Annotated in this window: 19 protein-coding genes; 10 read left to right on the forward strand and 9 right to left on the reverse strand. The window is 48.4% G+C overall.

The features are described 5' to 3' along the window. The first annotated feature begins 47 nt into the window (after positions 1-47). From KKF06_05330 to KKF06_05375, 10 genes are all read left to right on the forward strand, one after another. Positions 48-1,088, forward strand: coding sequence for a serine/threonine protein kinase (locus tag KKF06_05330; protein MBU1617176.1), 1,041 nt, complete (start codon positions 48-50; stop codon positions 1,086-1,088). Beyond that, on the forward strand, positions 1,089-1,691 hold the full coding sequence (locus tag KKF06_05335) for a PASTA domain-containing protein (GenBank protein MBU1617177.1): 603 nt from the start codon (positions 1,089-1,091) through the stop codon (positions 1,689-1,691). After that, positions 1,688-2,338 carry a ribulose-phosphate 3-epimerase gene (locus KKF06_05340; GenBank protein MBU1617178.1) on the forward strand — a complete coding sequence of 217 codons (651 nt, stop codon included), beginning with the start codon at positions 1,688-1,690 and terminating at the stop codon, positions 2,336-2,338. The genes KKF06_05335 and KKF06_05340 overlap by 4 nt, the downstream gene beginning before the upstream one ends. Further along, positions 2,317-3,408, forward strand: coding sequence for a bifunctional diaminohydroxyphosphoribosylaminopyrimidine deaminase/5-amino-6-(5-phosphoribosylamino)uracil reductase RibD (gene ribD / locus KKF06_05345; GenBank protein ID MBU1617179.1), 1,092 nt, complete (start codon positions 2,317-2,319; stop codon positions 3,406-3,408). The genes KKF06_05340 and ribD overlap by 22 nt, the downstream gene beginning before the upstream one ends. 81 nt (positions 3,409-3,489) lie before the next feature. Beyond that, entirely contained in the window at positions 3,490-3,768 is a 279-nt protein-coding gene (locus tag KKF06_05350; GenBank protein ID MBU1617180.1) for an AbrB/MazE/SpoVT family DNA-binding domain-containing protein, read from the forward strand. Further along, the gene (locus KKF06_05355) at positions 3,758-4,168 is read left to right on the forward strand and encodes a PIN domain-containing protein (GenBank protein MBU1617181.1); all 411 of its coding nucleotides are present in this window, start codon (positions 3,758-3,760) and stop codon (positions 4,166-4,168) included. The genes KKF06_05350 and KKF06_05355 overlap by 11 nt, the downstream gene beginning before the upstream one ends. A gap of 416 nt (positions 4,169-4,584) precedes the next feature. After that, positions 4,585-4,857 (forward strand): hypothetical protein, encoded by a 273-nt coding sequence (locus tag KKF06_05360; GenBank protein ID MBU1617182.1) that lies wholly within the window; start codon positions 4,585-4,587, stop codon positions 4,855-4,857. Between the two features lie 66 nt (positions 4,858-4,923). Next, a complete protein-coding gene (gene hypC, locus KKF06_05365; GenBank protein ID MBU1617183.1) occupies positions 4,924-6,195 on the forward strand; it encodes a HypC/HybG/HupF family hydrogenase formation chaperone in 1,272 nt (423 codons plus the stop codon). 73 nt (positions 6,196-6,268) lie between these two features. After that, complete coding sequence (locus KKF06_05370; protein MBU1617184.1) at positions 6,269-7,234, forward strand: HipA domain-containing protein; 966 nt, start codon at positions 6,269-6,271, stop codon at positions 7,232-7,234. Further along, positions 7,231-7,938 (forward strand): HIRAN domain-containing protein, encoded by a 708-nt coding sequence (locus KKF06_05375; GenBank protein MBU1617185.1) that lies wholly within the window; start codon positions 7,231-7,233, stop codon positions 7,936-7,938. The genes KKF06_05370 and KKF06_05375 overlap by 4 nt, the downstream gene beginning before the upstream one ends. A gap of 46 nt (positions 7,939-7,984) precedes the next feature. Here KKF06_05375 and KKF06_05380 read toward each other — a convergent pair whose 3' ends face one another. Genes KKF06_05380 through KKF06_05420 form a run of 9 tightly spaced genes read right to left on the reverse strand, consistent with a single transcriptional unit; the run spans position 7,985 to position 14,251 of the window. Then, a complete protein-coding gene (locus KKF06_05380; protein ID MBU1617186.1) occupies positions 7,985-8,245 on the reverse strand; it encodes a F0F1 ATP synthase subunit epsilon in 261 nt (86 codons plus the stop codon). Further along, positions 8,238-9,635 carry a F0F1 ATP synthase subunit beta gene (atpD, locus tag KKF06_05385; protein MBU1617187.1) on the reverse strand — a complete coding sequence of 466 codons (1,398 nt, stop codon included), beginning with the start codon at positions 9,633-9,635 and terminating at the stop codon, positions 8,238-8,240. The genes KKF06_05380 and atpD overlap by 8 nt, the downstream gene beginning before the upstream one ends. Continuing rightward, positions 9,635-10,489, reverse strand: coding sequence for an ATP synthase F1 subunit gamma (gene atpG / locus KKF06_05390; GenBank protein ID MBU1617188.1), 855 nt, complete (start codon positions 10,487-10,489; stop codon positions 9,635-9,637). Before atpG ends, atpD begins: the two co-directional genes overlap by 1 nt. Next, positions 10,486-11,997: a F0F1 ATP synthase subunit alpha gene (gene atpA, locus KKF06_05395; GenBank protein ID MBU1617189.1), complete on the reverse strand. Its 1,512-nt coding sequence runs from the start codon at positions 11,995-11,997 to the stop codon at positions 10,486-10,488. The genes atpG and atpA overlap by 4 nt, the downstream gene beginning before the upstream one ends. Before the next feature lie 14 nt (positions 11,998-12,011). Next, the gene (atpH, locus tag KKF06_05400) at positions 12,012-12,548 is read right to left on the reverse strand and encodes an ATP synthase F1 subunit delta (GenBank protein MBU1617190.1); all 537 of its coding nucleotides are present in this window, start codon (positions 12,546-12,548) and stop codon (positions 12,012-12,014) included. After that, positions 12,538-13,038, reverse strand: coding sequence for a F0F1 ATP synthase subunit B (gene atpF, locus KKF06_05405; protein ID MBU1617191.1), 501 nt, complete (start codon positions 13,036-13,038; stop codon positions 12,538-12,540). The genes atpH and atpF overlap by 11 nt, the downstream gene beginning before the upstream one ends. A 1-nt stretch (position 13,039) precedes the next feature. Next, positions 13,040-13,270 carry an ATP synthase F0 subunit C gene (atpE, locus tag KKF06_05410; GenBank protein MBU1617192.1) on the reverse strand — a complete coding sequence of 77 codons (231 nt, stop codon included), beginning with the start codon at positions 13,268-13,270 and terminating at the stop codon, positions 13,040-13,042. A 26-nt stretch (positions 13,271-13,296) separates the two neighbouring features. Continuing rightward, positions 13,297-14,031: a F0F1 ATP synthase subunit A gene (gene atpB, locus KKF06_05415; GenBank protein MBU1617193.1), complete on the reverse strand. Its 735-nt coding sequence runs from the start codon at positions 14,029-14,031 to the stop codon at positions 13,297-13,299. Positions 14,032-14,041: 10 nt separating this feature from the next. Then, positions 14,042-14,251, reverse strand: a complete 210-nt coding sequence (locus tag KKF06_05420; GenBank protein ID MBU1617194.1) for an AtpZ/AtpI family protein — start codon at positions 14,249-14,251, stop codon at positions 14,042-14,044. Positions 14,252-14,280: the final 29 nt, after the last annotated feature.

The following is a 14,280-nucleotide window of genomic DNA, read 5'->3' on the forward strand; positions in this document are numbered from 1 at the left end:
CCTTCGCATTGGCGGATGGTGAGTGAGGTGCTATAATTTCGATACTTATGGAACAGCTCCTCAAGAGCCGCTACACTATCGGGGAGAAGATCTCCGAGAATAATTTTAGCGTCACCTATCGAGGGACCTATGTCGGGACCGACAAACCGCTGATCGTTAAGATCTACAAACGCGGCACCTTGAACTCCTCGCTGATCAAGGGGATGAAGTTTAGCGTAAAAGATTTTTCCCTTATCTCCCATTCTTCGGTCGCTAAAATGATCGATGGCGATTACGGCTGGCAGGGGTTCTACTACATTCGCGAATATATTAACGGCAAAAGCCTGCGGCAGGTCTTAGCCGACGGTAAAATGGAAACGGAGCAGGCGCTGATGATCGCCCAGCAGGTCCTGGCCGCTCTGGAAGCGACTGAAGCCAAGGGGGTTTTGCATGGCGCGTTAACCCCGGAAAATATTATCATTAACGACAAGGGAGAAGCTAAGATCACCGATTTTGTGATCAAGGGAGAGGTCAAAGAGGCCTTGCCGCAGAAGATCCAGGAGTTGTTGGTCGGCCTCCCCTACGCTTCACCGGAAAGCCTTGAGGGAGCCCCCCTGACGCCGGCCTCCGACCTTTATTCTTTCGGGATGATCTTTTTTGAAATGCTGGCAGGGCGACCGCTGATAAAGAACGGCGGAATCGCGGCCCATTTGCAGAAAATGAAAAGAGCGTCGCTGGTTAACAGGCCGGAACTGGCCTTTTTACCCGGCTATCTTGCCGATATTTTATTCAAACTGCTGCAACGCGACCCGATCCTCCGGTTTCAATCAGCGGCGGTAGTTCGTGAGAGCCTGGCTTCCCAGTCCCTTCCTCTTCCGCCAAAGATCGGCGATGAATATCTAAAATTGTTTGAGGGGGTTGTGACCCAATATGGAGGAGAGGATCCGTCCCAGTCGCAACCGGCAAAACCTTCCGGCGAGACCAAGGAACAAGGAGAGCCGGCTTTGATGATCCCGGATAAAAAAGAAAGCCGGAGCTGGCTTTTTGCCATAATAATATTTATGAGCGTTGCGATCGGCGTGGTTTACGCCTTTTATTTGGGGAAATAAATGATCACAGGGTATTTAACCGCCTATTTGGTCTTTATCATAGTTGTTAGTGTGGTGATCAGCGTTCTTTTTCTTAGGTTAAAACTGCCAGCGCCCAGGATTCTGATCCCATTGATCATATTTTTGATCTTATCTCCGGTTCTTGGCGGTTATTTGTATTTGACCTATTTTGATTCCATGCCGGAGATAGTCGTTCCCGACGTCACCGGTCTGACCAAGCAACAGGCGATCGTCAGGCTTGAAGAGGCCCAGCTCAAAGTTAATATTGCCGGAGAAGTAAAGCAGCCAAATGTTCCCGAAGGAGCGGTCGCTTCCCAGCGGCCGGAGGCGGGGCGTCGGGTTAAAGAGAACCGTGCCATTAGCCTGATGATCAGTTCCGGCAAGCAAAAAGTTCCGGTCCCTGATCTGGTCGGGAAAGAATTTAATCAAGCGACCAAAATGCTCGAGGCGGTTGGAATGGGTGCCGGGGATTTGAGCCATGAGATCCATCTTGAACTGCCGGAAGGGGTTGTCCTGGCCCAGGAACCGCTTCCCGGCGAGATGTCAGCCATTGGAGAGAAGGTTGACCTGCTAATTTCAGTAGTATCGGAGGAAATAAAATGACGGTTAAAATCGCCCCTTCTATTTTGTCAGCCGATTTCCGGACGCTGGAGGCGGAGATCAAGAAAGTTGAAGCAGCCGGCGCCGACCTGATCCACATTGACGTAATGGATGGGCACTTTGTCCCAAATATCACGATCGGCCCGCTGGTGGTCAAAGCTTGCCGGAAGATCACGAAACTGCCGCTTGATGTCCATCTGATGATCGAGAATCCGGACCGTTTTATTCCTGACTTTGCTAAAGCGGGCGCGGATATTATTACGATCCATGTTGAAGCGGCAAAGAGCCTGGATAGCGATATCGAGCTGATCAGGCAGAACAATGCCAAACCAGGGGTGGTGGTTAATCCGGCATCCCCGGTGGAGTCGATCTTTCACGTGCTCGACAAAGTGGTCATGGTTCTTTTAATGTCGGTCAATCCCGGTTTTGAAGGGCAAAAATTTATGCCAGAAGTCTTGCCTAAGATCAAAGCGCTTAAGTCGGAAATTGTTGATCGTCAGTTGTCGGTTGATATTGAAGTCGATGGCGGTATTAATCCAGAGACCGCCAAAGAGGTGGTTAAAGCCGGGGCCAATGTTTTAGTCGCCGGTTCGGCGATCTTTTACGCCGCCGATCCTAAGCAGGCAATATGTGGACTGAAGACGATATAAGGTTCATGCGCGAAGTGATTGACCTGGCCAAGTCGGCCGAAGGGCGAACCACCCCCGACCCAATGGTCGGTGCCGTTTTGGTCAAGGAAGGCCGGATCGTCTCCATGGGATATCACGGCGAAGTTGCCACCCCGCACGCAGAAGCCTGGGCGATCGACAAAGCCGGCCTTGACGCTAAAGGAGCGACCCTCTACGTCAATCTTGAGCCCTGCTCCCATTTTGGCAACAATCCTCCCTGTGCCGACCGGATAATCAACGCAGGAATTAAAAAAGTATATATAGCGACGAAAGATCCCAATCCACTGGTCAATGGCCGCGGGATCAGGAAAATGATCAAGCACGGGATCAAAGTACAGGTTGGCCTGCTCGAAGACGAAGCAATAAAATTGAACGAGGTGTTTATTAAATATATTACCACCGGGCTTCCCTTTGTGGTGATGAAGACCGCTATAACCCTGGACGGAAAGATCGCTACCCGGACCGGCGCGAGCCGCTGGGTCGCAGGCCCTGCCTCTCTTCGCTACGCTCACCATCTCCGCAATCTTTACGACGCGATCCTGGTTGGGGTTGGAACGGTTTTGATCGACAACCCCAAACTTAATGTCCGACGGGTAAAAAAAGTTAAGGACCCGATCCGCATCGTGCTTGATACGATGGCCAGGACACCGCTTAAGGCCGATATCCTTTTCAAAGGCCAGCGGACGATCATTGCGGTTGGGCCAAAAGCCCCAGCTGCCAGGGTTAACGCTCTTCAGAAAAAAGGGGCGGAGATCATCAGCCTGCCGGTCAGCGGCGGGCATATTAGTGTTAAGGCGCTAGTGAAGAAACTTGGCGAAATGAAGATGACCAGTCTCCTGATCGAAGGAGGAGGGGAGGTTTATGCCTCGTTCCTGGAAGCCGGACTGGTTGATAAGGCCTTCTTTTTTATCGTTCCCAAGATCTTTGGCGGCCGCGACGCTAAAACGTCGGTCGAAGGGAAAGGGGTTTCCCTCCCCGCGCAAGCCAAATGGCTGAAGAATGTTCATGTGGAGAGGGTGGAAGAGGATATATTGGTTAGTGGGTATTTTTAGTCGACCGATATTTGGCTTCATGTGTTGCCCATCCCTTACAAGTCAAAAACAATAAATGCCTTGACAGGTAGTTGTAGCAACATGTATAATCGTTTTAAGGTTTACCAGGGGGGAGGAAAAGCAATGACGATAGAGACAACGGTCTCCAAAAGAGGGCAGACGGCTGTTCCGGCGGAAATATGTAAAAAGTATAATATTAAGGCGGGGCAGAAAATCGCCTGGTTGGATTTAGGCAGTATGGTCACAATTTTGCCCTTGCCGGAAAACCCGATCAAGGCTTTTCGCGGAAGTTCAAAAGGGATGTTAAAGACCTTAATGGAAGAAAGAAAGAAGGAACGGGAAAGGGAACGTGGAAAATAACTATGTTTTGGACACCTCGGCTATTTTTTGTTTGAAGGATGACGCCCCTGGTGCGGAAAAAGTTGAAGCCATCCTCTCGACCGCCCATCGCCGACGGCAGAAGGTTATTATTTCTTTTATGACGGCGATGGAATATCTTTATATCAATTTAATGCGACATGGGGAGGAAGCGGGCCATAAAGCTTATCTTGAATTAACGCTGTTGCCGATAGAAATTGTTGAAAGTGACGAGGATTTGCGATTAATCGCGGCCGAGCTAAAAGCGGCGCATAATATCTCTTTAGCGGACTCTTGGATAGCGGCAACGGCCAAAAAGCATAACGCGACTTTGGTCCATCGGGACCCAGAGTTTGAGCCGCTAAAAAAGAGCCTTGATTCTTTGATTTTGCCTTATAAATAGAAGATATTTTAGTTGCAGAGCAATTTAGTCGCCTTTATTGGTTTTCCCCCTGTACGTATTTAACTTTTTTGCACTCTTTTACGCCTTGTCCATTTTCTTTGTCCGGCAACAAAGAAAATGGACGAAAAGAAAATGCCTCGCGCATTTCGATTTTTCTTAAGGTAGGCGAAATGCGCAGAACACGCTGAATTTATACGACGCAATTTGCACGATTAATGAGTAAAGCTTTCAAGCGGGTCTTTCGGTTGGAAGGACAGACATTTTTGTCCCTATTGGTTACGGTGCATTTTAAGGTCAATAAGCCTTCAATGGTTTTCTACTTAGGCATGGCATGTTTGAAAAACAGGAATAAAATCAAATGTGGCATTTTGTGATAGAATTATTTAAGAAGTATTAGCCGTGGCAAGGAGTGAAATATGTATCAAGTAATATTTAAGCTTGACGGCGTAACCATTGATAACATTCAATTAGGCATTAAGAGTAACGATGAAATACCTCGTATTTTTAATGAACTTAGGAAAATTAGCGATGTTGAGGTGATAGACAAAGAAGAAGATATTAAGAAATATGTGGAGGACATGGACAGGAATCATTTTCAAACTAACCTCCCTATTTTTATAGGATTAAAAAACTTAGGTAGTACGATTGAAAAAATAGGAAATGAAATTAAGAATACATTTCAAATTTAATGGCTTTTAGTTGTTGTTCTAATGTTGGCCGACTCTCGACGGCAAAACGATGGTATAATAAACTAAATGTGTTACGCTATCCCCGGGAAGGTCACAGAGATTAATGGAAAAACGGTCACCGTTGACTACTTTGGCGAGAAAAAAACCGCTATCAACGAGCTTTCAAAAATTAAAATTGGCGACTATGTTTTTGCCCAGGGTGGTTTTGTTATTTCCCCTGTTGCGGAAAAAGAAGCGCTTGAAACGCTAGAAGCCTGGCAAGAACTTTTTTTTGCCTTGAAAGAGACCGATATGCGAATGTCTCGCCTGACAAGAGGGGCCATAGGGGTTGATAAAAAGTTTAGCGCCATTCTCGATAAAGCGGCCGAAGGGAGAGAACTGAAACGCGAAGAACTATTGACCCTCCTTAAAACTGAAGATCCGGCCGAACAAGAGCTTCTATATAAGACCGCCAACTTCCTCCGCCAAAAATACTTGTCCAACTCGTGTTGTGTTCACGGGATAATCGAATTCTCCAGTTACTGCCAAAACGATTGCGCCTATTGCGGGATCCGCCGGAGCAATACGATGCTGAAACGCTACCGGATGAGCGACGACGATATTTTAAGGGCGGCAGGCGAAGCGATCGAAAAGTATGGCTTTAAGGCGCTGGTCCTCCAAGCGGGTGAGGACCCTGAATATACGATTGAGCGCCTGGTCGCGCTGATCAAAGAGATAAAGCGGCGCCATGCCGTCCTGATCTTTATCTCGGTTGGCGAGGTCGGCAAAGAAGGGCTAGCCGCATTGTACGAAGCGGGAGCGCGAGGCTTGTTGATGAGATTTGAAACCAGCAACCCCCAGCTTTACGAGAACCTCCACCCAGGAGACAAACTGCAGGACCGGATCGATGCACTAAAACATGCTTATGAAATTGGTTATCTTATCTTGACCGGCGGGTTGATCGGTCTGCCGGCCCAAACCGATGAAGACCTGCTAAACGATATATTGCTTACTAAGGAGCTCCATGCTGAAATGTTCTCCTTTGGACCGGTCCTGCCGGAAGGGCCAAAGACCAGCCTGGTGCTTAAAACCTTGGCGGTGGCGAGGATCGTTGATCCGGTCAACGCCAAGATCCTGGTTACGACCGGCTTTGAAACGCTCGACCAAGAGGCGCGGCGTTTTGGTTTGTTGGCGGGATGTAATTCGGTTATGTTGAACGTTACTCCGATGAAATATCGGAAACTCTACAGCATTTATCCCGATCGGGCGCATGTTGAGGAAGAGATTGGCGCGCAGATCAAAGAAACCTTGGACCTTTTGCAATCACTAGGTCGGGCGCCGACTGATTTGGGGATTTAATCTTTTAGATTAAAAGAAATGACCTCTAATTATAAAAATAATATCCCCCTTGATAAATGGTATAATTTCCCTTGTGAGTAAGAAAAAACTACAGGCATATAATCAAATAGTTGACATCTCAAATTGGCCTATTGATGATGTTTATTCAGGCATGTATCCAAAAGGAGCAAGAGAGAAAATTGCTTGTTTTTGCCCAAAAGAGGGGTACGAATTTTTAATTCTGAATAGAGACAGTAAATATAGACATAGATATTTATACAAACTATCTAGGTCAGCTTATCCTTCACAGTTTTGGGCGGAAATTGTTGCGTATAGATTCGGTTGTCTTATCGGGGTGAAGGTTCCACCTGCTTTTGTTGCTATTAATGATAAGGATCACAATTGTGGTGCATTAATAGAGTTTTTCTTTAAGGATTATCCTTATGGGGACGAACAATACTATGTTGATGGTGGAATGTTCATGAAAAAATTAATTCCTGATTACGATTTAAAAAAAGGAACACAGCATAATTTTGAAACAGTAGAACGACTTCGGGTGTTGTGTGATAATTGGTACGAAGAATGGGCAAAAATATTTACTTTTGATGCATTAATTGGCAATACTGATCGGCATCAAGACAATTGGGGATTAATTGGAAAGCTTAGGGACGCAACTCACGGGAAATTTGTGCTTTCGCCTGCTTTTGATAATGGGACAAGCTTGGGGCATGAAATTAATGAAGAAAATTTGTATAAATTTAACACAAATAAGGTTAGTGATTACATTAATCGTGGCCCAAATCATATGAAATGGAAAATGACCGATGAAAAAAGACCTCTAATGTTTGATTTTATTCGGATGTTTTGCTTAAATAAACCAGAGCAAAGGGAATTAATGTTGAAATGCATCTCGTTTTCTATCGATAATGTTAGGGAACTAATATATGAGTTAACAAAGTTTGATGTAAAATGTAGGTTGTCGGAGAAACGCGCAGAGTTTATGGTACAATTAATTCAAGCAAGACAAGCAAAACTAAGGGAAATATTGGAAAACAAATGAAGTGGATTGAAAATATAATTGAACCCCATCGATTGTTATTAACTTGGCAACCGTCTGACACAAAAAATCGCTTACGAAGGATAATTGGAGAATTAATTAATGACGGAGAAAAAGTGAAAATGAATTATTTGATTGGCACAAAAGATTATGAAGAGGCAAAAAAATTAGGATTTAATGGGTTTGCTTCTTTTTCTCTTGACTCGACAACATACGATAATGTTTTAGATGTATTTATGAAGCGGTTGCCGCCGCGAAATCGTAGCGATTTTAATAAATATATGGAAGCCATTCGTATCCCTATTGACAAGCAAATATCAGATTTTGCTTTATTAGGATATTCTGGGGCAAGATTGCCGGATGACGATTATACAATTGTGCACCCTTTTGAGAATGTGCAAGGGCGATGTGAAGTTTTAACTGAAATATGTGGCTTTCGGCACAATGAAGGGGTTAAAAACGTCGATGAGCTAGAGATTGGACAAGCTGTTTTTTTAGCAAAAGAACCCAACAATCAATTCGATTCACTTGCCGTAAAAATTATGTTTAATAACAAGCGCTTAGGATATATTAATAGGGTGCAGATTCAAGCATTTAATGAATGGATTAATAATAATTCTATTGAAGAAGTGACGATTGAAAAAATAAATGGTTCCAAGGAAAGTCCAAAGGTTTATGTTTTTGTGAAAGTTAACAATAAGACTTGAAGCTAATGGTTTTTGACAAACCGACGCGCCCCGACCGATCTGGGGATCAAGCCGCTTTAATATCGGGGGAAAAGACCTCGGCCTTGTTATTTTCTACTTTGAGCATACCGGAGGTCATTTTAAAGTGGAGACAGGTCTTGTTGGGAAGATGGACCTCGATCTTTCCCGCTTTTAGGGCGGAGATCAGTGGGGCGTGATGGGCCAGAACGCCGGTCGGCCCCATCAGGGTCGAGGCGTTCAGGTAGGTGATCTCCCCCTCGTAAACCACTTTTTCCGGCGTGGTTATCCGGCAGTCAAAGTTACTCATGTTTATTCGCTTTTTCGATCGCCTCTTCGATCGTGCCGACCATATAGAAGGCGGTTTCCGGCAAGTTGTCGTGCTTGCCGTCAATTATTTCCTGAAAACCCCGGATCGTTTCGGTTAGCGGGACGAACTTTCCTGCCATGCCGGTAAAGTCCTGGGCGACGCTGAACGGCTGGGAGAGGAAGTTTTGGATCTTCCTGGCGCGATCGACGATCAACTTATCCTCTTCCGGGAGTTCGGAAACGCCAAGGATAGCGATAATGTCCTGAAGCTCACGATAGCGCTGGAGGATCTCCTGGACCCGCCGGGCGATCTTGTAGTGGTCTTCGCCAACGACAGACGGATCAAGGATCCGTGACGTTGAAGCCAGCGGGTCGACCGCCGGATAAATGCCGATCGCCGAGATCTGCCGCGAGAGGACGGTGGTCGAATCAAGATGCGAAAAGGTGACCGCCGCCGCAGGGTCGGTAATGTCGTCGGCCGGAACATAAACCGCCTGAATGGAAGTGATGAACCCTTTGGAGGTTGAGGCGATCCGTTCCTGGAAGCGCCCCATCTCCGCCTGCAGGGTCGGCTGGTAACCGACGGCAGAGGGCATACGGCCCAGCAGGGTCGAAACTTCGGCCCCCGCCTGGACGAAACGGAAAATGTTGTCGATAAAGAAAAGGACGTCCTGGCCTTCTTCGTCGCGGAAGTATTCGGCATGGGTCAGGCCGGTCATCGCGGTGATCTGCCGGGCGCCGGGGAGCTCTGACATCTGGCCAAAGACGAGCACGGTCTTGTCCAGAACCCCGGATTCCTTCATTTCCAGCCAGAGATCGTTCCCTTCACGGGTCCGTTCGCCAACGCCGGAGAAAACGGAGATCCCCCCGTGCTTGGTCGCCATGTTGTGGATCAACTCCATGATGACGACCGTTTTGCCGACACCGGCCCCGCCAAACAGTCCGGTCTTTCCCCCTTTAACGTACGGGCAGATCAGGTCAATGACTTTGATGCCGGTCTCAAAGATCTCGTTGCGGGAGATAACTTCTTCAAAATTGGGAGGATCGCGCCTGACCGGATAAGATTTTCCGGTCTTCATTTCCCCAAGATTATCAATCGTCTGTCCAAGCACGTTAAACATTCGGCCGAGAGCGTCCCGGCCGACCGGAATAGAGATAGGCTTGCCGGTATCAACGACGTCAATCCCCCGGCGCAGTCCGTCGGTTGGCTCAAGCGAAACCGCCCGGACCACACCCCCTTCCAACTGCATGGCGACTTCAGCGGTGATCTCCAGGTTGATCTTCCCTTCATGGTAGCTGATCAAGAGAGCGTTGCGGATCGCCGGGATCTTGTCCGGCGGGAACTGGACATCGATAATGGGGCCGATGATCTGGATTATTTTACCTTTCATTACTCTTCTCCTCCTTGCATAGCGCCGATCGTGCCGGCGATTTCAGATAATTCAGCGGTGATCGAAGCCTGGCGTGCCTTATTTAGTTTGATGATCAGTTCATCCATCAATTCCTTGGAATTATCGGTCGCCCCTCTCATGGCGATCATCCGCGCCCCCATTTCCCCCAGCAGGTTTTCAACCAGGAACCGGAAAAGCTGGGCCGCCCGATAGTCGGTTTCGGCGGCGGCCAGAAGTTCCGGCGTCGCCGGCTCAAAAATATAGCGGTCGGTTTTTTTATCCGCTATTTTACGCTCAAAAGGAAGGTAGCGGACAAAGACCGGTTCCTGGCTGATCACCGAATTGAACTTGTTGTAAGCGATAAGAACTTCGGCATAACCGGTCAGAAACAGGCTTTCCGTTTCCTGATAAATAGCTTTGACCTTTTCCCAGGTCGGCTGATCAGTCACCTTTGGGAATTCCCGGACGACCGAAAAAGAGCGCCGGCGAAAAAAATCGACCCCTTTGCGGCCCAGGACCAGGAGGTCGGTGGTTTCCGGCCGATAGCGCCTGGTCAAACGGTCAAACAGCAAGGTGTTGAAATTGCCGCAAAACCCTTTCTCTGACGACACAACCACGACTAGGGTCTTGCCCGAAACTGGCTTGGCCGGAGCGGGGAGCAGTCCCAGCTCGGCTATCTTCCCTGAGATGTTGGAGGCGATGTCCCCTAACGCCGTTTCATAATCGCGCGCCATCTTTTCCATCTTGCGGATCTTGCCGATCCGGGCAATGGCGACGATCTGCATCGCGTTGGCGATCTTATTGACCTTGGAGATCGCCTCGAACCTTTTTCTTATTTGAACGACCGCTCTCATTTGACCGTCTTTAAAAAGCTAATGATCAGTTCTTTGAGGGAAGCTTCTGTTTCCGGCGCGATATCCAGGCTGGTTTTTATGCTGGCCAAAATGTCCTTGCCGCGGGTCCGGCAATAATCAAAAAATCGGGCCTTATATTCTTTGACGCTATCCTTTGGCCAGGTGTTGAAATAGTTGTTGGAGAGCCCGTAGAGAAAGGCGATTTGCTCTTCGACAGGCAGGGGCTCATGTTTGCTTTGCTTAAGGGCCTCCACGAGGAGGGCGCCCTTGGCCAGCAGATCCTGGGTCTCTTTTTCCAGTTCGGATGAGAACATTTCAAACGACTGCTTTTCCCGGTAGCGGGCAAGGTCAAGCTTCAGGCTTCCGGAAACTTTGCGCATTGCTTTGATCTGAGCCTTTCCGCCGACCCGGGAAACGGAGATCCCGGCGTCAATGGCCGGCCTGATCCCCTGGTTGTAATAATCGGTCGACAGGAAGATCTGGCCGTCGGTGATCGAAATGACGTTGGTCGGGATGTAAGCGGAGACGTCTCCCAGCTGGGTCTCGATTATCGGCAGGGCAGTAAGCGACCCGCCCCCTTTTTCCTTGCTAAGTTTGGCGGAGCGCTCCAGCAGTCGGGAATGCAGGTAGAATACGTCCCCCGGGTAGGCTTCGCGGCCGGGAGGACGCCGCAAAAGGAGAGAGATCATCCGATAAGCGTTAGCGTGCTTGGAAAGATCGTCGTAAACAATTAACACGTCTTTTCCCTGGTACATGAACTCTTCGCCGATCGCGGTCCCGGCAAAAGGGGCCAGATATTGCAGGGCGGCCGGGTCCGAGGCCGGGGCATCAACCACGACAGTATATTTTAAAGCGTCATGCTTGATCAAGGTGGCTACAGTTTCGACGACTGTTGAAGTTTTTTGCCCGATTGCCACATAGATGCAGATCACATTCTGGTCTTTTTGATTGATAATAGTATCAATGGCAATGGTGCTCTTGCCGGTAGACCGGTCGCCAATGATCAGCTCGCGCTGGCCCCGGCCGATCGGGATCAGGGCGTCAATGATCTTGTAGCCCGTTTGGAGCGGCTGGCTGACCGGGTGCCGGTCAATAACCGCCGGGGCAGGAGCCTCAAGCGGCCTGGTGCGGTCGGAATTGATCGGGCCGCGCCCATCAAGCGGCTGGCCTAAAGCATTGACCACACGGCCAAGCAGCGCATCGCCGACAGGAACTTCCATTAAACGGTTCAAGTTTTTTGCCCAGTCCCCTTCGCGGACCGAAACGTGGCCGGCCAGGATCATAGCGGTGATCTCGTCCCGCTCCAGGTTGCTGACCAGGCCAAAAGTGTTGTTGGGGAATTCGATCATGCCGCCGACCTGGGCGGAAGAGAGCCCGCGGATCCTGGCGATCCCGTCACCCGACTCTAAAATGATCCCAACTTCGTCAACTTTAGCCTGGGCCTCAAACTCTTCGATCCGCTTTTTGATGGCTTCGGAAATATTATGGTAATTTTTTAATTCAGTCATATGATGCGCTCCTTTTATACCGGAATGCTGACCAGAGAGTTGTTTAGCTCGATCAGGGTTTTTTTCAGGCTCATGTCGATCCTGGTGCCGCCGATTATTTTTATGATCAAGCCGCCAAGGATCAATGGATTTACGTCGTTCTTAAGCTTAAAGGTCAGGTTGAACTGACGGTTCAAGGTTGCTTCGGCCCGGGCGATGGTTTTTTCGTCGAGCGGAAAAGCTGAAACGATCTGGCCAAAAGAGATCTTTTCCATTTCCGAGACCAACCTGGTGTAGCGTTCGGAAATCCTGCTTAACTGGTCGCTATGGCCTTCGTTGATCAGCAGGTCGGTTAGTTTAACAAAGATCGGCGATGGGTCTTTGGTGAAAAACTCGCGCAAGACCTCGATCTTGCGCTTTGCCGGCACCGCAAAGTCCTCGAAAAACAACCGCAATTCATAGTTTGAATAGATCAGCTTGCTTAGAAAATAAAGCTCTTCTTCGAGCTGCCAATGCAGGCCGTCTTCTTTAGCCCATTCGTAAATTATTTTATAATCGATCTCAATTTCCAGGGGAGCGCTCCTTTTCCAGTTCTACCAGGCTTTCCATGACCAGGCGTTGTCCGTCTTCCGCGGTTAGCGATTTTTTAATGACTTTTGCGGTCGCCTGGGTGATCAAGAGAGCCGATTGGTTGCGGAGCTCTTCCAGTGCTTTGCGCTGTTCTTTGGATATTTCTTGCAAAGCGCTGTCACGCAGGGACTTGGACTCCAATCGGGCTTCTGTTACCAATTTATCCCTAAGCATCTGGACTTCCAGTCGGGCTTGCTCTTTTAGTTCGGCGGCTTCATGGTTGGCCTCTTTTAGCCGGACCTCGTATTGTTGAAGCATTTCCTCGGTGTCTTTTTTTACCTTTTCCGAATCGGCCAGCCGTTTGGCAAAAAAAGCTTCCCGTTCCTCCATAAATTGGACCAGGACAGGCAAGACAAACCTCCAGAGGAGGAAGAGCAATACTCCAAAACTGATCAGTGTCCAAAAAATAAGTCCGGTTTCTAGATCGAACATATTACTTTAATAGGATGAGCAGAAGCGAAACAACCAAGGCGTACAGGGCGATCGCTTCGACGAACGCGATAAAAAGGATCGCGGTCGTTCTAAGCTGATCGGACATCTCCGGTTGGCGGCTCATTGATTCGATCGCCTTTTGACCGATCAAACCGACCCCGATGCTCGCTCCGATACCGGCCAGACCGATCGCTAACCCCGCACCCAATGTGGCAAAATCAATTGGACTCATAACAATTCCTCCTTCAAAATATTTATTTAGTGGCCGGAGCTTGTCGCTTCCGCCACGTAAACAGCCGAAAGAAACATAAAAATAAAGGCCTGGATAAACGCGAACAGAAGCTCCAGGACCGAAACAATAACATGTCCGGCCAACGGGAGCGGTGCGATTAAAATGCTTTTAAAGATCAGGATCATGGAAATGAATGAGAGCAGGACAATATGTCCGGCAAAAACGTTGGCAAAAAGACGAACGGCCAGGGAGAACGGCCGGGCCAGCTGGCTTAAAACCTCGATCGGGATCAAGAGGGGGAGAACAAGCGGCGGGATGCCGCTGGGAATGATCGATCGAAAATAATTAAAGAAACCGTGTTTGATGATCCCGGCCCCGGTCGCTACGATGATCACCATGATCGCCAAAGAGGCTGTGACGTTGATGTTGGAGGTCGCCGAAAACCAGTCAGGGATAAGTCCCGAGAGGTTGCAACCCAGGATAAAGAGAAAAAGAGTGAAAAGGAAGGGGAACCACTTCTTTGTTTCTTCCCCAAGAACACCGGCAAGCTGGCTTTGGAATATTTCAATGGTGACTTCGGCTAAATTTTGTATTTTTCCAGGGACCATCGATAAGCGGCGGGTTGCCAGCCAGAAAAAAGCAAAGACAAGCAGGACAACGACCCACATGCTGACCACCGCTTTTGTTATTGACAAGTCAAAACCAAGAAGCTGAAGATGGTAATAAACGGGCGCGCGAAAATGTTCTAAAATGTCTATCATAAAATAAAGATTATTTCAGTAGGCGGGCAGCGATCTTATAAGCGTTCCAAAAGCCAGCAATTGCTCCGAGGATGAGGCCAATGATCAGTAACCAGGGAGAAGTATGCCACATTTCGTCAAGCTTATATCCGACCAGGGCCCCAAGAAAAACCCCAACCGCGAGCTCAACACCCACGTTAAGTGCCAAGCCAACATCTTTACCAAGAAATGGACTTTTCACTTAAAATAACTATACTCCCGGAGGGGCAA

The sequence above is a fragment of the Candidatus Margulisiibacteriota bacterium genome (genome assembly GCA_018822365.1).
GTDB lineage: Bacteria > Margulisbacteria > WOR-1 > O2-12-FULL-45-9 > XYB2-FULL-48-7 > XYB2-FULL-45-9.